This window comes from Geobacillus sp. G4 (assembly GCF_040327975.1).
Taxonomy (GTDB): Bacteria; Bacillota; Bacilli; order Bacillales; family Anoxybacillaceae; genus Geobacillus; species Geobacillus thermoleovorans.
In genome coordinates this window covers 40,337-58,408 of the sequence record NZ_JBEPJY010000009.1, presented here as the reverse complement: position 1 = coordinate 58,408, position 18,072 = coordinate 40,337, and the positions used below count along the sequence as shown (strand labels likewise).

Here is an 18,072-nt window from a genome sequence, read left to right as displayed (position 1 = left end):
TGCGCGCGATCGACCGCCTTAACCGGTCCGGCGCGTTGCAGCGCAAAGCGATATTCTTTTTTCCGCCGCAATAACAAAGGTGTCCCGAACGGCGCGGGACACCTCTTTCATGTAGACCGCTGACGGTTTTGGCTTGGCAGCTGTCGATCGAGTTCGTCAACGAGTTCGGCGAAATGACCTAAGACCCGCTCGATCGGTTCGGGGCTTGTCATATCCACTCCGGCTCGCTTGAGCAGACGGATCGGGTCATCGGATGCGCCGGAGCGCAAAAATTGTTTGTACCGCTTCACCGCCTTGCCGCTTGTATCGGTTTGGATGTCGCTCACAATGGTGTACGACGCCGCGAGCGAAGTGGCATATTTGTATACATAAAAGGCGTCATAAAAATGCGGGATGCGCAGCCAGCCGCGCGCGGCGCCGGGATCGGCGGCGTACGCCGGGCCGTAATACGTTTTGAGCAGGCCAAGCCAAAGATGGTTCAGTTCGTCCGCTGTCAGACTGCCGCCTTGGCGCACTTTGTCATGAATCATCCGTTCAAATTCGGAATACATCACTTGCGTGTACAACGTGCCGCGGATTTGCTCGATTTGTTCGATGAGCAGGCGGAGTTTTTCTTCTTTTGTTTTCGCCTGTTTGTACAAATAATCGAGCATGAGCCATTCGTTCGCGGTCGAGGCGACTTCGGCGGTGAAAATCGAATGACCGGAATAATGGTACGGCTGCGCGCGGTTCGTGTATACGGAATGCATGGCGTGCCCAAGCTCGTGGGCCATCGTCAATACGCTGTCGAGCGAACCGTTGTAATTGAGCAAGATGAACGGATGGGTGTCATACGCTCCCGTGTTGTAGCCGCCGGTATATTTTTTCGGGCGCGGGAAGACATCAAGCCATCGTTCTTGAAACGCTCGGTGCACCTGTTTGATATAGTCGGCGCCGAGCGGCTTGAGTCCTTCCACTATGAGCGTCTTCGCCGTTTCGACCGGAATCGGTTTCATTGTTTCGCCGACGAGCGGCACGTACAAGTCATAGCTATGGACGCGGTCAAGCCCGAGCGCGCGCCGCCGCAGTTCGACATAGCGGTGAAGCGCCGGCAAGTGGCGGCGAGTGGCGGCGATCAAGTGATCGAACACTTCCTTTGGTACGTCATCGGCGGCCAGCGCGGCGGCAAGGCCGGATGGATAGCGGCGCACGTTCGCATACAATTCATCCGCTTTGACCGAGGCATACAGCGTCGCGGCTGCGGTTTGTTCCATGGCTTCATAACTTTTGGCTTTCGCTTCAAACGCCGCCTTTCGATAGCGGCGGTCCGGGTGCTCGAGCATGGCGGCGTATTGGTCGTCGGTCAATGTCACTGTCTTTCCGTTCGGCATCTTGACAGATGGCGGCTCGTAATCGCCGCGGGCGGCGTGGTCATAAATGTTCTCCGCTTCGCCGAGCGCCGGCGATAGTTTCGCGAGCAGCTGTTCTTCGCGTTTCGTGAGCGTATGCGGCTTTTGCTCACGCAACTCATGGAAGTAATAGCGGTACGCTTTCAGCGGTTTGCTTTTTTGGAGCTTCCTGAGCGTCCGCTCTGGGAGGGCGAGCAGTTCCGGCTCGATAAACGCTGTTTTCGCCGCATATTGGGCGGCGAGCGCTTCCACTTTTGCCCCGAGCCGGGCCGCCGTTTCATCTTCAATGTTGATATCGCGTTTTAAATGGGCGTAAAGCGACAGTTTTTCGAGCTTGCGGGCCGTTTGTTCGTTTAGGGCGAACAGTTTGGCGATCGTCTTTGCATCATCGAGTTTTCCTTCAAACGCCGCCAGTTTCGGCAAGGCGTTTTGCACCGCCTTGTAGTCGTGCATCCACTCGGCTTCGGATGGATAAATGTCGGCTAGGTTCCATTCGTATGCGGTTTCGGCGGCTGATGCCGGCCATGGGGAGGCGAAAAGAAGCACAGCGGCGAGCCCAAGAAGCCAGCGCTTCATATCATCACGTCCTTTCCGTTTTTTCCTCTTGTTGGTAGTATGCGCAAGCGGAACGATTTTAGCCAAAAATAAAGAAAGGGAGACAATCAATGGAACGAATTCGGTTGGCGGACGATTTGACGTTTTCCCGCCTCATTTACGGCTGTTGGCGGCTTGCGGACTGGGGCTATTCGCGCGAGCAGCTGCTCGGGCTCATTGAATTTTGTCTTGAGCGCGGCATTACGACGTTTGACCATGCTGATATTTACGGCGACTATACGTGTGAATCGCGCTTTGGCGAAGCACTGGCGTTAAAGCCAAGCTTGCGCGGTCAGATCGAGATCGTGACGAAATGCGGCATCAAGCTGCCATCGAAGTACGGGATGAAATTATACGATACAAGCAAAAATCATATCATCGCTTCGGTTGAGCAATCCCTTCGACACTTCCATACCGATTATATTGATGTATTGCTTATCCACCGCCCGGATCCGTTTATGAACCCGGAAGAGGTGGCCGAGGCGTTTCTCCAACTCAAGCAGGATGGAAAAGTGCGCTATTTTGGCGTTTCCAACTTTAAACGTTCGCAGTGGGAAATGCTTCAGTCGTATTTGCCGTTTCCGCTCGTGACCAACCAAATCGAAGTATCGGCGTATCGGTTGGAAAATCTTGAAGACGGCACCGTTGACCTTTGCCTTGAGAAGCGCGTTCCGCCAATGGTATGGTCGCCGCTCGCCGGTGGAGCGATTTTTTCCGCTGACGATGACCGGGCGGTGCGGTTGCGCGGGACGCTTGAACAAGTGCGAGGCGAAGTGGGCGCTGAGACGATCGACGAAGTGCTGTACGCGTGGCTCCTCGTTCATCCAGCGCGGATGATGCCGATTGTCGGCTCGGGGAAACAAGAACGCATCGAGCGGGCGGTGCGGGCGCTGTCTTTGTCGCTTTCCCGCGAGCAATGGTTCGCCATTTTGCAAAGCTCCATGGGGCATGATGTGCCGTAAGGGGAAAGGACGATGAAAGTCATTATTGCGGAAAAGCCGGACCAAGGGGCGACGCTCGCCTCGATTTTTCGGACGAAAAAACGGCAAGGCTATATCGAAATTTTGCCGAATGACTTGTTTCCCGACGGGGCGTATATGACATGGGCGATCGGGCATTTGTTCCAGCTCGCCCCGCCGGAGCGGTATCGGCCGGAGTGGAAGCGGTGGACGCTCGGCACGTTGCCGATCATCCCGGAACGGTTTGAGTATGAGATCGAAAAAGCGAAGGCGAAACAGTTCAAGGTTGTGAAAGAATTGCTGCGAAAGCCGGAAGTGACGGAAATCATCCATGCCGGCGACGCGGGGCGCGAAGGGGAGCTCATTGTGCGCAACCTCATCCGCCTAAGCGGCGTGAACAAGCCGATGAAGCGGCTTTGGCTGTCGTCCTTGACCCCGAAGGCGATCGAGGAAGGGTTCCGCCGCCTGCTTGATGAACGGACGACGCGCCCGCTCTATGAGGAAGCGTACGCTCGCGCCTGCGCGGATTGGCTCGTCGGCATGAACGCCTCGCGCGTGTACAGCCTCTTGCTGAAGGAGCGCGGGATGAACGATGTGTTTTCCGTCGGGCGCGTGCAGACGCCGACATTGGCGCTGATCGTCCGGCGTGAACGGGAAATTGAGCAGTTCCGCCCTGAACCGTTTTGGGAAGTCGTCGCCTCGTTTGTCATTGGCGACAAGCGTTATGAAGGAAAATGGACGGATAAAAACGGCCAAACGCGCCTCAAGGACGAGGAGATGGCGAAAAAGATCGCTGCCTTTTGCCAAGGAAAACGAGCGGAAGTCGCCGACGTCCGCACGGAGCGGAAAACGTATCAGCCGCCGTTGTTGTTCAACTTATCGACGCTGCAGGCGACAGCGAACAAGTTGTACCGCTTCTCGCCGAAAAAGACGCTTGATGTGCTGCAATCGCTCTACCAAAAAGGGATCGTTTCGTACCCGCGTTCCGATTCGATGCATGTGACGAAAGGGGAAGCGGAAACGTTCCCTGCCATTTTGCAAAAGTTGTCATCGTTTCCAGCGTACGCGCCGTATTTTCCGCTGCCGCAGCCGTCGATTTTACAGAATAAGCGTTATGTAAACGAGAAAAAAGTCACCGACCACTACGCGATCATCCCGACTGAACAAGTTGTTGCCCCGGAGAAGCTGTCGGACGACGAGCGGAAGGTGTACGATTTAGTCGTCCGCCGCTTGATTGCCGCCCACCACCGGGCGGCGGTCATCGATTATACGACCGTCACGACGCTCGTTGACGGTCGGGCTCGCTTCGTTTCGAAAGGAAGGCAGGTCGTCGAGGAAGGATGGCGCGCGGTCATCCGCCCGCATGAGGAGGAGAAAGATGCTGCGCTGCCTCCCCTTGAGCGAGGGGAGGCGGGGAAAGCGGCCGCTGTAAAGGTGAAAGAAGGGAAGACCGAGCCGCCGAAACGGTATACAGAAGGCGAACTCATCACCTTGATGAAAACGGCGGGAAAATTTTTGGACGATGAGGAACTGGAAAAAGTGCTCGCCAAAACGGAAGGGCTTGGCACGGAAGCAACAAGGGCGGCGATCATTACCATGCTGAAAGAGCGGAAGTATATTGAAGTGAAAAAGAACCTCGTGTACGCGACCGACAAGGCGAAAGTGTTGATCGAGGCGCTTGGCGGCACGATCCTCGCCTCGCCGGAAATGACGGCGAAATGGGAGCAGCGCTTAAGCGAAATCGGCGAAGGGAGCGCCTCGCCCGCCGCCTTTATGGAACAGGTGAAAAAGTTGGCGCAAAAAGTGGTCGCTGACGCCATCGCCGCCGCGCCGAATTGGAATTTCAGAGGGGTTGACACCGCCTCAATCCAGCGGACAAGGAAGAAAAAAACGATGGGCGAGAAGCTTGGGCCGTGCCCGCTTTGCGGCGGGACCGTCATCGACAAAGGAACGTTGTACGGTTGCGACCAGTACGCGAAAACAAAATGCTCGTTTACGATTTCCAAACGCATTCTCGGCAAATCGATTTCGGCGGCCAATGTGAAAAAACTGCTTTCTCAAGGAAAAACGAATGTCATCAAAGGATTCAAAAAAGGCGAGAAAACGTTTGACGCCATACTCGTTTGGGATGAAAACGAGAAGAAATTATCGTTTCAGTTTCCGAAGCGATGACGAAAGCAACACGAGTGGGGGACGGGAGGTTTGTCGAAAAAGCGGACCGATGGCGGACCGCCTTTTTTTGCCCTTTACTCCGTTCGCGGCTCTTGAATCCGCTCCATCAACCGCTCCGGCTCGCTCGGCGCGGCAAAGCCGAACTGCCTGTACAGCCCGTGCGCGTCTTTGGTCGCGAGCATCACCTTGCGGACAGCGGCGACATCAGGATGGGCGAGCACGCATGATAACAGCCATTTCCCGAGACCTTGCCCACGGTATGCTTCATCGATGAACACGTCGCACAGATAGGCGAACGTCGCCCGGTCGGTGATGACGCGCGCCATGCCAATTTGCCTGTCGCCGTGAAAAAGGGAAAAGCAGAGCGAATGGTCAAGCGATTTGAGGATCGTTTCGCGGCTGCGCTCATTCGCCCAATACGAGCGGGCAAGGAAGTCAAACACGCGCTCAAGCTGGACGCGGCGGCGGTCCGTCGTCACGGTAAATGGGCCGTTTTCGTAATCGATGATCGTCCACATGATCTGGCCTCCTTTTTCTCAAATGATACACCGAATCGGGTCAAATGGGAACGATTTTCGTTTTTATTAACCATAATAACATTATGTAAACAATAAGCTCCCCCTGGCTCCCTGAAGGCCGGTCAATGGCGGGGCAGACGACGGCAGGCGGCAATGCGGCCAGGGCGGTCTGGATAATCGGTGAACAGGCCGTCAACGCCCATGGCGCATAGGCGAGCGAGATCGTGTGGTTCATTGACGGTATAGACGTGAACAATGAGCCCGCGGCCATGGGCGGCGCGCACCCACTCTTCGGTGACGGCCGAAAGCGGCAAGCCGATGCCATCGGCATAGACGGCGATTTGTTGCAGCAGCTCGTCGCGGCCGCTGTGCGCTTCCTTCTCGCCGACCAATTGAATGAGCCGAATGCCGTGCGGGATGAGCGGCCGGAGCGCTTGCAAGCTTTCCGGGTGGAACGATTGAAACATGACGCGGCGCTGTTGCAGGAAACCGTGTTTTTTCAATAGATGGACGACCGCCTCTTCGATGCCGGGCTGTTTCGTTTCGATGTACAACGGGGCTTCCACACGCTCCGCTTTCAGCATCTGAATCACCTCATCAAGCGTCGGGATGCGCTCGCCGGCAAAGCGTGGATGAAACCACGACCCGGCATCCAGCCGCCTCAGTTCAGCGAACGAAAAATCATTTACCCGCCACGGAGCACGGCGCGGGTAGACCGTTTCGGCATTTGTCGTCCGGGCGAGCGTCGCATCATGCAGAGCAACGAGCTTCCCGTCTTTGGCTGCGCGCACATCGACTTCGATATAGTCCGCCTGCATGCGGGCGGCAAGGCGGTAGGATGAGAGCGTATGCTCCGGCGCGTATCCGGACGCGCCGCGGTGGGCGATGACGGCGGTTTTCGGCTGGCTGGATGGCTGCCAGGCAGCCGCGGCCGCTAAGACGATCGGCAACGATAACAAAAACAATGTGCAAAGATAGAAGCGAAAAACCGTGATCCGGCGCATATACATCTCTCCCCTTCCAGTTATCATATCGGGAAAACAAGTGCGAGGGAAAAACGAGGTGATATAGTGGGGAAAGGATGCTTGTACCGATAGTTTCGCACATCAAGCAAAGGGATATTCAGTTTGATGCATAAAGTGCGTTATCATGCCGCATACTGTAAACGACAACAAAACGTTGGGCTATAGCCAAGCGGTAAGGCAACGGACTTTGACTCCGTGATGCGCTGGTTCGAATCCAGCTAGCCCAGCTGAACGTCTGGTCAAACCGGAGGGGCTTTGAGCAGGTGAAAACGGTCTCCGCTATATATCGGCGCGGGGCCGTTTTTTATGGTTTCAATGCGATCGGTGGAATACATCGAAGCGATTGACGGCCACACAATGGTTTGGTTCACATCGCCGCGTTCGTGTCAGTCGTTCGAATGAAAGATCGTCGACAAAAAACTGCTGAGGCAGAAGGATTTTGGCGAATGACGGCGAATGCAAAACATGAAAGGGGAGAGCGACAATGAAAACAGCCGATTTATGCGATCAATTTTTAGACGAGTTGCAAGTATGCGAGTTGCCGTTCCAATCGTACGGCGGAAAGCGGGCGTTTTCCGGGCCGATTGCGACGGTCGATGTGTTTGAAGACAACGTCCTTGTCCGAGAAGCGCTGGAGACGGTGCCGCCGGGGACGGTGCTCGTGGTCGATGGAAAAGGCTCGCGCCGCGTCGCGCTATTAGGCGACCGGCTGGCGCAAATCGCTTGCGAGAGGGGGCTTGCTGGCGTCATCATCCACGGCTGCATCCGCGATTCAGCGGAAATTGGCGCCATGCCGATTGGCGTGATGGCGATCGGCACATGCCCGGTGAAAAGCAAAAAAGAGGGAAAAGGCTCACGCGACGTTGCGCTCGAGTTTGGCGGCGTCCGCTGGGAGCCAGGGGCGTACGTGTACGCTGATGCGGACGGCGTTGTCGTCGCCAACAAAGATTTGTTGGCGAAAAATGGTTGACGGCTGCGGTCGAGTCTCGTTCAATACAACGAACAGGTTGAGGCGATGGAGATGGAATGGCAGGAAGTGCGTTCATTGTATCCAAATCAATTTGTGAAATTACAAGTATTAAAGTCCCATTTAGAGGGAGATCAAGAAATCATTGAAGAGGTGGCTGTTATCGGAACGGTTTCGGACAAGGATGCAACTCGTGAGTTGCTGCAATCGAAAGGGAATCAGCTTGTTTATCATACTAGCCACAAGGAGATTGTTTTAAAAGTTCGGGGAGCGATTGGCCTGAGAGGGAAATTTCATTATGCAGATTGAATATCGTGAAGGCTTGCTGTTTGCATCGATCGAAATCGTTTATCAAGGAAGGTCTAAGTTGATTCATAATATGGTGATTGATACTGGTGCGGCGAAAACAGTGATTTCTCAAAATGCAGTAGAAGATATTCATTTGCGGGTAGAGCCGGGCGATCGTATTGTGGCTTATTACGGAATCGGTGGGAAAGAGTACGCGTTTACAAAAAAATTAGACTGTATTCAGCTAGATTCTTTCCAGCTAAGAGAGTATGAAATTGATTTTAGCGGGATGGACTATGAGGGGATTAACGGTTTGTTAGGATTGGATATATTGCTGGGCGCTGGATTTGTCTTAGACCTGGACAAGTTGGAGATGTATCGTTCTGGTTGAAATGGAACGCCCGCTCGAAATGCCAAAAAGAAGGAAAAGGCGCCCGCGACGTTGCGCTCGAGTTTGGCGGCGTCCGCTGGGAGCCAGGGGCGTACGTGTACGCTGATGCGGACGGCGTTGTCGTCGCCAACAAAGATTTGTCGGCAAAAAACGGTTGACGGCAACGCATTGGTTGTACTACGATGAAAACGGATGCTTGTTCCATGACAGCGCATATATGGCGGTAAGACAAACAAGGTGCCTAGCCCGCTTAGGGCTTGGGTGAAAAGGGAAGCTCGGTGAAAATCCGGCACGGTGCCCGCCACTGTGATGGAGAGCTTTGCGGCAACAAGTCACTGAAGGATGCTTCGGGAAGACGCCGCCAAGCGATGATCCTAAGTCAGGAGACCTGCCTTGTTTGGATCGGACGGATGCCTACGGGACTATAGGCAGACGTGCGGGAGAATGACGGCTTTAGGGGCCCTGTTTGGGCCGTTTACGGCTTTCGTATACATTTTTCTGCACCTCTGCTGTAGAGGTGCTTTTTCTTTTTTGTCGAAAAACCGTCCGTCTGCCGCATTTCATTCTACCATTCTAGCAAAAGGGGGGATTTGGTGGCGACGTGGGATTTGCGGGGAATGAAGCATCATGTGCTCATTTGCAACGGAGGGACGTGCCTCCGCCATGGCGGAGATGACGTGACAACCGCGGTGCGCGAGGAAATCGCCCGCCTTGGGCTTGACGACGCTGTCCATACAACAAGGACGCGCTGCAACGGACGCTGTCAAGATGCGTGTGTGATGATCGTCTACCCGGATGGCGTCTGGTACCGGTTGATGACACCGGAGAAGGCAAAAGAGGTCGTCCATCGCCATTTGCAAAACGGCGAGCCGCTTCGCGCGTGGGCGACGTATGAATACCGTGAAGACGGGTTGACCCGTCTTGGTGGGACGGAGTCGGTTATTGGCGTTCGAAAGAGGAGGACGTAATGATGGAATGGGCCAGTTATGTAATGTTAGCGATATTTCTCGGCATGCGTCATGGGATGGACAGCGACCATGTCGCGGCCATTGCGGATATGGTCGGAAGCGAGTCGCGGCGAAGACAGCAGTTGGCGCTCGGAATCATGTACGCTATTGGACACGGAGCAATCGTGTTTGTCATGGGGGTGGCGGCGCTCATGGTCGGCGCCCGGCTTCCCGAGTCGTCAGCCGCCGCCATTGAGCTCTTAGTTGGCGTTACGCTTGTGCTTCTTGGCGGGATGATGCTTTTTTCTCTTTTTCGGCGGGGTGAGGTGAAAAGCCGGTTTCAGCTCCTTTATGAGTTCGGCCATACGGTTACTCGATGGCTGCGGGGAAGGCGGGAAATGGACAGTTGCCGTTCTTTTTCGCATGTTGGTTGGGCTGGCGCCTTGATCATCGGCATCATTCATGGCATTGGCGTCGAAAGCCCGACCCAGCTAGCCATTATCACCCACGCGGTCGGAAAAGTGCGTGTGAGCGCCGCTGTCCTTCAGCTTGTGCTGTTTGTCGCCGGCTTGCTCATTGCGACGATTGCTACAGCGGCTGGATTATCGTGGGGATTTTGGAAAGCAAAGCAGCGGGAACGACTGTTTTATGTCCTTGGTGCGGTCACAGGGATTTACAGCATATGGTTAGGGATGTCGATGATAATCGAGATATGGAGAGGGGGGCTGTAAAGTGGGCGGCAAATTGCTCATTGTCGGCTTTGGCCCGGGAAGCGTCGACCATATGACGAAACGGGCTCGGGAAGCGATTGAAGAAAGCGATGTCATCATTGGCTACAAAACGTACATCGAACTTGTGCGCGATCTCATTACTGGAAAAGAGATCATCAGCACGGGCATGACGGAAGAGGTGAGCCGCGCCCAAGCGGCGGTGAAATGGGCGGAGCGCGGCAAAACGGTCGCCGTCATTTCAAGCGGTGACGCCGGGTTGTACGGCATGGCCGGGCTCGTGTATGAAGTGCTGATCGAAAAAGGGTGGACGAAAGACAGCTCGATTGAAGTCGAAGTCATCCCCGGCATTTCCGCGATCCATTCGTGCGCCGCGCTGCTTGGCGCACCGATTATGCACGATGCGTGCACGATCAGCTTGAGCGACCATTTGACGCCGTGGGAGCTGATTGAAAAGCGGATTGACGCCGCCGCCGCGGCCGATTTTGTCATCGCGCTTTACAACCCGAAAAGCGGACGGCGCACTAGACAGATTGTGGAAGCACAGCGCATCCTGCTCCGCCATCGGTCTCCGGAAACCCCGGTCGGTCTGGTGAAAAGCGCGTACCGCGAGCGGCAGCATATCGTCCTCACCGACTTGGCGCATATGCTTGACCATGAGATCGGCATGTTGACGACGGTGATTATCGGCAACTCAACGACATTCGTCCATGACGGCGTGATGATCACGCCGCGCGGCTACCAGCGCAAGTATCAACTAGCAGCCGCCGTCCAGCCGCTCAAACCGCATGAACGGCTGCGCAAAGAAGCGGAGCCGTGGGCGCTTGACCAGACGAAACCGCTGGAAGATGAGGACGAAGGAAGCACGGGGGCATCAGGACCGTCCGAAGCGGCTGTCCTCGCCGGGGACAACCAGAAGGATCGTGCTTTCACCGCCTTGGCCACCGCGGTTCGACCGCCGTCTGTTGCCGCGGCCACGAAGGAGGCCGAGCCAACGCCGCTGGCTGCCGTTTTGCTGCCGCTTGCTGCACCGCTGGCAAAAACAGCCAAACGGCAGCCGACCGCCGCGCCAAAACGGGTGAAAGAAACAGCCGAAGACGCGCTCGCCGCTTTAGAGAGACGGAAAACAAGAAAGACGGCGGCCGTGTTGTTGGAAGCGGCGGTGAGCCCGGGCGTGGCCAATAAACAGTTCACCCCGGAACAGCTCATCGTGCTTGCGGAAGTGGTAGGGATGGATGGAAAAATGACCTACACACCGGATCATTATATGAAAATCGAACGGTTGACAGAGGACCCAGATGGGCTTGTGGCCCGTCTCGTTGACGCCGGACTGATCGTGATGCCGGTCGGTGATGTGCTGACGGTGAAGGCATGTGATTTTTGCGATGGAGAGAAAAAAGACGCCATTCCATACGCGGAGGAATTGGCGCGCCGGTTTGGCGGCATGGCGCTGCCGAAAGAGTTGAAGCTTGGCATCAACGGCTGCGGGATGGCGTGCTACGGCGCGGTGCACGAAGACATCGGGCTTGTGTACCGGAAAGGGAAATTTGATTTGTTTTTGGGCGGGAAAACGGTCGGCCGCAACGCCCATCCCGGCCAGCTCGTCGCGGAAGGCATTCCGCCGGAAGAAATTGTGGCGGTTATGGCAGAAATCATCGAACAGTATCAAGAACAAGCACATCCAAATGAACGGTTTCATAAGTTTTTCCGCCGCGTGAAGCAAGTCGGACGTTTTTCACACGAAGAGGCAAAACCGGCCGCGTCCATCGAAATGCCGGCTTGCGGTGAGTGACGGAAGCATGCGTTATATAAGTGCAGCTTGAACGTCTGCAGATGTCGTTGGTGTCGAAGCGACGCATCTTTTTCCGACAGTCGATCGAATAACCGGCTGGTTCCATAAAAGAGCATAGATGGGCGCCTCGCATTTGGATGAAGCGCCCATCGAGTCATTGCGCTTATAGGGAACGGCGGAAGACGTCCGCTAACAAAAGGGGGAAAACAAGGATGAGAGCCATTTTATTTGTCGGCCATGGCAGCCGCGACCCGGAAGGGAACGAGCAAGTGCGGCAGTTTGTCGACCGCCTGCGGCCGCGTTTGCGCGATTCGTTTCATATTGAAACAAGTTTTTTAGAATTTGGCCGTCCGTCGATCGGCGAAGGAATCGAACGCTGCGCCGAAGCCGGGGCAATGGAAGTGGCGGTCATTCCGCTCATTTTATTGCCGGCCGGGCATTCGAAGCTGCATATCCCGGCGGAAATCGATGAGGCCAAAGCGCGCTATCCGCATATGGTGTTCCGCTACGGCCGCCCCATCGGCGTCCATGAGCAGACATTTGCTATTTTGCGCGAACGATTGCAAGAAATCGGCGAGCGGCCGGAGCAGCCGGATGACGGAACAGCGGTCATTTTGCTTGGCCGCGGCGGGAGCGATCCGGATGCGAACAGCGACTTGTATAAAATCGCCCGCCTCTTTTGGGAACAGACCGGCTATGCGCTCATCGAGCCGGCGTTTATGGGCGTGACGACGCCGTCGCTTGATGATGCTGTCCGCCGCTGTCTCATGCTCGGAGCTAGGCGGATCGTTGTTCTTCCGTATTTTTTATTCACCGGCATCCTGATTAAGCGGCTTGAGCAGCAAATGGCGCAATACCAAGCTGAGCACTCGCATATCTCGTTTGCGCTTGCCGGCTATTTTGGATTTCATCCGAAGCTTGAGGAGATCGTGCTTGACCGCCTCAACGAGGTGCTCGGCCAAACGGTGGCGATGAATTGCGACATCTGTCAATATCGGCTGCACGCCGCCCATCATCACCATCATCATCACCATCATTGAAGGAGGAAGCGTCCGATGATTTTATTGTTAGCTGGAACAAGCGATGCCCGCGAATTGGCGGTGATGATCCAACAAGCCGGCTATAACGTAACCGCGACGGTCGTCACCGATCACGCGGCCGAACAGCTCCGATCGGCCGGCATTCGCGCCTATGTCGGCCGCTTGGATGCGTCCCAGCTTGCCGATCTGGCCAAAGCCGAGGGGGCCAAAGCGATTGTGGACGCGAGCCATCCATTTGCTGAAGAGGCGTCAAAAAACGCCATGCAAGCGGCAGCAGACGCCGGGTTGCCCTACATTCGCTACGAGCGGCAGGCGTCTTCGTTTTCATCCGAGAAGGTGACATTTGTCGACAGCTATGAAGAAGCGGCTGACTTGGCGGCGGAAAAAGGCGGCGTCGTGATGCTGACGACCGGCAGCAAAACGCTCGACATTTTCGCCGCGAGGCTCATCGGTCGCCCGGACGTCAAGGTGATTGCGCGGATGCTGCCGCGGAAAGACAATCTCGACAAATGCGAGCGGCTCGGGTTTTCCCAAGAGCAGATCGTCATGATGCAAGGGCCGTTTACGAAAGAGCTCGATCGGGCGCTATACCGCCATTTTGGCGTCACGGTCGTCGTCACGAAAGAAAGCGGCAAAGTCGGGTTTGTCGATGAGAAAATCGCTGCCGCCGAGGAGCTCGGCATTGATGTCATCGTCATCCGCCGCCCACGGTTGTCATACGGCATCGTGCATCACGATTTTGCCGGCGTGCTCGAGGCGTTGAAGCAGCATGCGCCGCTTCCGGCCGTGTAAAGAATGGGATTCTAGCGGCCGCTCATGCAAGCGATCATGAAGAAAGGAGAGAATTGTCATGGACTTCCATACAACATTTCGTCCGGCGACGGTGCAGCCGGAACAAATTGAAGCGCGCAGCTTTCAAATCATTGATGAAGAGATCGGCGAGCATTCATTTACAGAAGAACAATACCGAATCGTTCAGCGCGTCATCCATGCATCGGCTGATTTTGAGCTGGGCAAAAGCCTCATTTTCCACCCGGATGCGATCCGCTCAGGCATTGATGCCATTCGCAGCGGCAAGCTCGTCGTCGCCGATGTGCAAATGGTGCAAGCCGGCGTCAATCAAGCGCGGCTTGCGAAGTTCGGCAGCGCGGTGCGCGTCTATATTTCTGATGAAGACGTGATCGCTGAAGCGAAACGGTTGAATACGACGAGGGCGATTGTGGCTATGCGCAAAGCGGTGAAAGAAGCGGAAGGCGGCATTTTTGCCATCGGCAACGCTCCGACAGCGTTATTGGAGCTCATTCGCCTCATCAAAGAAGGAGAGGCGCGGCCGGGATTGGTGATCGGCTTGCCGGTCGGATTCGTCTCGGCGGCGGAATCGAAAGAAGAATTGGCGAAGCTCGATGTGCCGTTCATCACCAACCGCGGCCGCAAAGGAGGAAGCACCGTGACCGTCGCTGCCTTGAATGCTTTATCGCTGCTCGCCGAGCGAGCGTGACGAACGATGGAAACGAAAAAAACGCTGCGTGAAGGGTATACGACCGGATCGTGCGCGACAGCGGCAACGAAAGCCGCGCTCACGGCGCTCATCACTGGCCAAGTGCAGGCGGAGGCGACGATTCGGATTCCGATCGGGCGGGTGGTGACCTTTTCGCTCGCCTCTTGTTCGTTCGATGGCGAAACGGCGACGGCCTCGGTCGTGAAGGATGGCGGCGATGACCCAGATGCGACGCACGGCGCGCTCATCGTTTCCACTGTCTCGTGGGCCTCGTCGCCGGGCGTTCATATCGACGGCGGTGAAGGGGTCGGACGCGTCACCAAACCCGGCTTGCCGGTGCCGGTCGGGGAAGCGGCGATCAATCCAGTGCCGCGGCAAATGATCCGCGAAGCCGTCAATGAAGTGCTGGCGCAATACGGTCTACATCGCGGGGTGAAGGTCGTCATTTCTGTGCCCGGCGGCGAGGAAATCGCCAAAAAAACGTTGAACCCGAGACTAGGCATCATTGGCGGCATTTCGATTTTGGGGACGCGCGGCATCGTCGTTCCGTTCTCCACCGCCGCCTACCGGGCGAGCATCGTGCAGGCGCTTCAAGTGGCGAAAGCGAACGGCTGCCGCCATGTTGTCATCACGACCGGGGGGCGGAGTGAGAAATACGCCATGCAAGAATATCCACATTTGCCGGAAGAAGCGTTTATCGAAATGGGCGATTTTGTCGGCTTTACGCTGAAACAATGCAAACGGCTTGGCATCAAGATGGTGTCGATGGTCGGGATGATGGGGAAATTTTCGAAAGTCGCTCAAGGAGTGATGATGGTGCACTCGAAAAGCGCCCCGGTCGACTTTGGCTTTTTGGCTGCCATCGCCGAGCAGGCAGGTGCTGGCCCAGAACTGGTGGCTGCGGTGCGCGGCGCGAATACGGCGGCGCAAGTCGGCGACATGATGCAAGAGGCCGGTTGCATGAAGTTTTTCGAGCTTTTGTGCGAAGCGTGCTGCCAGGCGGCGCTTCACGAAGTGGGAGGCGGTCTGACGGTGGCGACGTCCATTTACACAATGAACGGACAACAATTAGGAAAGGCGGTGCAGACCGATGGGGACGATGAAGTTGATCGGTGTGGGTGCTGATGGGCAAGCAAGTCTTCCTGAGCTGTATCGACGCTGGATTGATGAAAGCGAGCTGCTTGTCGGCGGCGAACGGCAGCTGGCGATGTTTCCTGAATACAAAGGAGAAACGATCATCATCCGCCGCGGACTGGCGGAGCTGGTGGAGCGGCTCCGCCATGAGACGCGCAACACGGTCGTGCTTGCTTCCGGCGATCCGCTCTTTTACGGCATCGGCAGCTATTTGGCCGGCAAATTGCCGATCGACGTGTATCCGGCCGTCAGCTCAGTGCAATGGGCGTTTGCGAAAATGGGCGAGTCTTGGCAAGACGCGGCGTTTGTCAGCGTCCATGGCCGGCCGCTCACCGGTTTGGCTCAGCGGGTCGACGGGCGGCGCAAAGTCGCCATCTTAACCGATGAGACGAACTCGCCGGCCGCCATCGCCCGCTATTTGCTCGAGTACGGCATGACGGAATATGAGGCGTTTGTCGGCGAGGAGCTCGGCGGGCCGAATGAGCGATGCCGGTTTTTCAAGCTAGAAGAAATGGCAGAAACCGAGTTTCTTCCATTAAATATAGTCATTTTGCGGCAAACCGCTCCTGGTCCGATTTGGCCGCTCGGCATTGACGATGATGAATTTTTCCAACGCAAGCCGGACAAAGGGCTGATTACAAAGAAAGAAATTCGCGTCTTAAGTGTAAGCGCCTTGCGCTTGCGCCCGGACAGCGTCGTCTGGGACATTGGGACGTGCACCGGTTCGGTCGCGATTGAAGCGGCGAAAATCGCCCGCGACGGGGCGGTGTTTGCGATTGAAAAAAATGAATACGACCTCGAGATTTGCCGGCAAAACTTGCGCAAATTCCGCGTTGACATCACGCTTGTGCACGGCAGGGCGCCCGATCGGCTCGATGAGTTTGCCGACCCGGATGCCATCTTTATCGGCGGCACGTCAGGCGCGATGTCGCCGTTGTTGGACGTCTGTGCGAAACGGCTGAAGAAAAATGGACGCATCGTGATCAACGCGGCAACGGTTGAGACGCTTGCTGAAGCGGGCCGCGAGCTGCGCAGCCGTGGATTTCATGTTGACATCACGCTCGCGCAAGTGTCGCGAAGCAAGCCCATTTTAGAGTTGACGCGCTTTGAGGCGCTCAATCCGGTGTATATCATGACAGCCAAGCGGGAGGGAGACGAATGACCGGCACGTTGTACGGCATCGGTGTTGGCCCGGGCGATCCAGAGCTCATGACGGTGAAAGCATACCGCCGCCTAAAAGAAGCGGATGTCATCGCCTATCCAAAAAAAGGGCGGCAAAGCAAAAGCTATGCGGAACAAATTATTGATGCGTATTTTGCGCCAGAGGAAAAACGGCGGCTCGGCCTGCATTTTCCGATGACAAAAGACCGAGCCTTGCTTGAGCCGAAGTGGAACGAGGCGGCGGACGCCATTTGGGCGGAGCTGTCGGCCGGGCGCGATGTCGCGTTTGTGACCGAAGGCGATCCGCTGTTGTACAGCACGTTCATCCATTTGATGCACGTAATGGAGCGCCGCTATCCGGAAGCGCCGATTGAAGTCGTCCCCGGCGTCAGTTCGGCCAACGCTGCTGCCGCTAGGCTTCGTCTGCCGCTGGCGGATGGTGATGAAACCGTGGCGATCGTGCCCGCCCGCGACGATGTTGAGGCGATGAAAGCAGTGCTTCTTGAGCACGATTGCGTTGTCTTTTTTAAAGTGGCGAAAGTGATCGATTTGCTGGTTCGTCTGTTGCGGGAACTCGATTTGCTTCATCGCGCCGCTGTTGTGACGAAAGTGACGTCCGGCGAGGAAGTCGTGTGGAAGGTCGAGGAGCTCGACGGAGCGGAACTCGAATATTTGACATTGATGGTGGTGAGAAAGTGAAGCTGTATATCGTAGGGGCGGGGCCGGGAGCGCCGGATTTGATCACGGTTCGCGGTGCCGAGCTTCTCGCTGCTGCCGACGCCATTTTTTACACCGACTCGCTAGTGAGCGCGGAATTGATCGAGCGCTACCGGAAGCCGGATGCTGACGTTTTCCATACCGCCGGCATGCATTTAGAAGAAATGGTCGCGGCAATGGCGGAGCAAGTGAAACAAGGACGGCTTGTCGTGCGCGTCCATACCGGTGATCCATCGATTTACGGGGCGACGCTTGAGCAAATCGCCTTGTTGAAAGAAGAAGGAATTGAAGTGGAAATCGTCCCCGGCGTCAGTTCGGCGTTTGCCGCCGCGGCCGCCGTGCAGGCGGAGCTCACCGTTCCGGAATTGACGCAGACGGTCATTTTCACCCGCGCCGAGGGGCGGACGCCGATGCCGCCGCGTGAGAAATTGCAGGAGCTGGCGCAGCATCATTGTACGCTCGTTCTTTTTTTAAGCGCGACGCTTGCCAAAAAAGTAAGCGCGGCGCTCCTTGAAGCGGGCTGGAGCGGTGATACGCCTGTCGCGATCGTCTATAAGGCGACATGGCCGGATGAAGTCGTGATTCGTTCCACCGTTGCCACAATGGCTGACGATATGCGGCGCCATGGTGTGACGAAACACGCGATCATGTTGGCCGGTTGGGCGCTCGATCCCCATATTCATGAGCGCGGCTACCGTTCGAAGCTGTACGACCGCACGTTTACGCACGGATATCGAAAGGGGGAGAAGTAAG

18 protein-coding genes, 1 tRNA gene, 1 pseudogene and 1 riboswitch are annotated in these 18,072 nt (G+C 56.1%); of the genes and pseudogenes, 17 read left to right on the top strand and 3 right to left on the bottom strand.

Annotated features, from left to right (window positions below; genetic code table 11):
• Positions 1 to 107: 107 nt before the first annotated feature.
• Complete coding sequence (gene pepF / locus ABS784_RS12125) at positions 108 to 1,964, bottom strand: oligoendopeptidase F (RefSeq protein ID WP_352512603.1); 1,857 nt, start codon at positions 1,962 to 1,964, stop codon at positions 108 to 110.
• A gap of 89 nt (positions 1,965 to 2,053) precedes the next feature.
• Here pepF and ABS784_RS12120 point away from each other — a divergent pair, with 89 nt between their 5' ends.
• The gene (locus ABS784_RS12120; RefSeq protein WP_352512601.1) at positions 2,054 to 2,944 is read left to right on the top strand and encodes an aldo/keto reductase; all 891 of its coding nucleotides are present in this window, start codon (positions 2,054 to 2,056) and stop codon (positions 2,942 to 2,944) included.
• 12 nt (positions 2,945 to 2,956) lie between these two features.
• Positions 2,957 to 5,113, top strand: coding sequence for a DNA topoisomerase III (locus ABS784_RS12115; RefSeq protein WP_352512599.1), 2,157 nt, complete (start codon positions 2,957 to 2,959; stop codon positions 5,111 to 5,113).
• Positions 5,114 to 5,187: 74 nt separating this feature from the next.
• Here ABS784_RS12115 and ABS784_RS12110 read toward each other — a convergent pair whose 3' ends face one another.
• Both ABS784_RS12110 and ABS784_RS12105 read right to left on the bottom strand, forming a co-directional pair.
• Complete coding sequence (locus tag ABS784_RS12110) at positions 5,188 to 5,631, bottom strand: GNAT family N-acetyltransferase (protein ID WP_014195907.1); 444 nt, start codon at positions 5,629 to 5,631, stop codon at positions 5,188 to 5,190.
• 122 nt (positions 5,632 to 5,753) lie between these two features.
• Positions 5,754 to 6,635 carry a glycerophosphodiester phosphodiesterase family protein gene (locus tag ABS784_RS12105; protein WP_025039122.1) on the bottom strand — a complete coding sequence of 294 codons (882 nt, stop codon included), beginning with the start codon at positions 6,633 to 6,635 and terminating at the stop codon, positions 5,754 to 5,756.
• Positions 6,636 to 6,811: 176 nt separating this feature from the next.
• Here ABS784_RS12105 and ABS784_RS12100 point away from each other — a divergent pair.
• From ABS784_RS12100 to cobM, 15 genes and pseudogenes are all read left to right on the top strand, one after another.
• A tRNA-Gln gene (locus ABS784_RS12100) sits at positions 6,812 to 6,883 on the top strand.
• A gap of 257 nt (positions 6,884 to 7,140) precedes the next feature.
• Positions 7,141 to 7,626, top strand: coding sequence for a ribonuclease E activity regulator RraA (gene rraA / locus ABS784_RS12095; protein ID WP_008880144.1), 486 nt, complete (start codon positions 7,141 to 7,143; stop codon positions 7,624 to 7,626).
• Between the two features lie 51 nt (positions 7,627 to 7,677).
• Positions 7,678 to 7,932, top strand: coding sequence for a hypothetical protein (locus tag ABS784_RS12090; protein WP_008880145.1), 255 nt, complete (start codon positions 7,678 to 7,680; stop codon positions 7,930 to 7,932).
• On the top strand, positions 7,922 to 8,302 hold the full coding sequence (locus tag ABS784_RS12085; protein WP_008880146.1) for a retropepsin-like aspartic protease: 381 nt from the start codon (positions 7,922 to 7,924) through the stop codon (positions 8,300 to 8,302). Before ABS784_RS12090 ends, ABS784_RS12085 begins: the two co-directional genes overlap by 11 nt.
• Before the next feature lie 17 nt (positions 8,303 to 8,319).
• A pseudogene (locus tag ABS784_RS17360) lies at positions 8,320 to 8,460 on the top strand (RraA family protein); the annotation flags it as partial.
• A 60-nt stretch (positions 8,461 to 8,520) separates the two neighbouring features.
• Positions 8,521 to 8,712, top strand: a riboswitch (cobalamin riboswitch).
• A 183-nt stretch (positions 8,713 to 8,895) separates the two neighbouring features.
• On the top strand, positions 8,896 to 9,270 hold the full coding sequence (locus ABS784_RS12075) for a (2Fe-2S) ferredoxin domain-containing protein (protein WP_025039121.1): 375 nt from the start codon (positions 8,896 to 8,898) through the stop codon (positions 9,268 to 9,270).
• A 2-nt stretch (positions 9,271 to 9,272) separates the two neighbouring features.
• Entirely contained in the window at positions 9,273 to 9,980 is a 708-nt protein-coding gene (locus ABS784_RS12070) for a HoxN/HupN/NixA family nickel/cobalt transporter (protein ID WP_236612559.1), read from the top strand.
• A gap of 1 nt (position 9,981) precedes the next feature.
• Positions 9,982 to 11,769, top strand: a complete 1,788-nt coding sequence (gene cobJ / locus ABS784_RS12065) for a precorrin-3B C(17)-methyltransferase (protein WP_352512595.1) — start codon at positions 9,982 to 9,984, stop codon at positions 11,767 to 11,769.
• A 212-nt stretch (positions 11,770 to 11,981) separates the two neighbouring features.
• On the top strand, positions 11,982 to 12,809 hold the full coding sequence (locus tag ABS784_RS12060; protein WP_008880154.1) for a sirohydrochlorin chelatase: 828 nt from the start codon (positions 11,982 to 11,984) through the stop codon (positions 12,807 to 12,809).
• A 15-nt stretch (positions 12,810 to 12,824) separates the two neighbouring features.
• Entirely contained in the window at positions 12,825 to 13,601 is a 777-nt protein-coding gene (gene cobK / locus ABS784_RS12055; RefSeq protein ID WP_008880155.1) for a precorrin-6A reductase, read from the top strand.
• A gap of 58 nt (positions 13,602 to 13,659) precedes the next feature.
• Positions 13,660 to 14,307 (top strand): precorrin-8X methylmutase, encoded by a 648-nt coding sequence (locus ABS784_RS12050; protein WP_014195898.1) that lies wholly within the window; start codon positions 13,660 to 13,662, stop codon positions 14,305 to 14,307.
• 6 nt (positions 14,308 to 14,313) lie between these two features.
• Positions 14,314 to 15,432, top strand: a complete 1,119-nt coding sequence (locus ABS784_RS12045; protein ID WP_014195897.1) for a cobalt-precorrin-5B (C(1))-methyltransferase — start codon at positions 14,314 to 14,316, stop codon at positions 15,430 to 15,432.
• A complete protein-coding gene (locus ABS784_RS12040) occupies positions 15,398 to 16,603 on the top strand; it encodes a bifunctional cobalt-precorrin-7 (C(5))-methyltransferase/cobalt-precorrin-6B (C(15))-methyltransferase (protein WP_020754788.1) in 1,206 nt (401 codons plus the stop codon). The genes ABS784_RS12045 and ABS784_RS12040 overlap by 35 nt, the downstream gene beginning before the upstream one ends.
• Positions 16,600 to 17,301 carry a precorrin-2 C(20)-methyltransferase gene (gene cobI, locus ABS784_RS12035; protein ID WP_008880159.1) on the top strand — a complete coding sequence of 234 codons (702 nt, stop codon included), beginning with the start codon at positions 16,600 to 16,602 and terminating at the stop codon, positions 17,299 to 17,301. Before ABS784_RS12040 ends, cobI begins: the two co-directional genes overlap by 4 nt.
• Positions 17,298 to 18,071, top strand: a complete 774-nt coding sequence (gene cobM, locus ABS784_RS12030; protein ID WP_011231288.1) for a precorrin-4 C(11)-methyltransferase — start codon at positions 17,298 to 17,300, stop codon at positions 18,069 to 18,071. The genes cobI and cobM overlap by 4 nt, the downstream gene beginning before the upstream one ends.
• Position 18,072 lies beyond the last annotated feature (1 nt).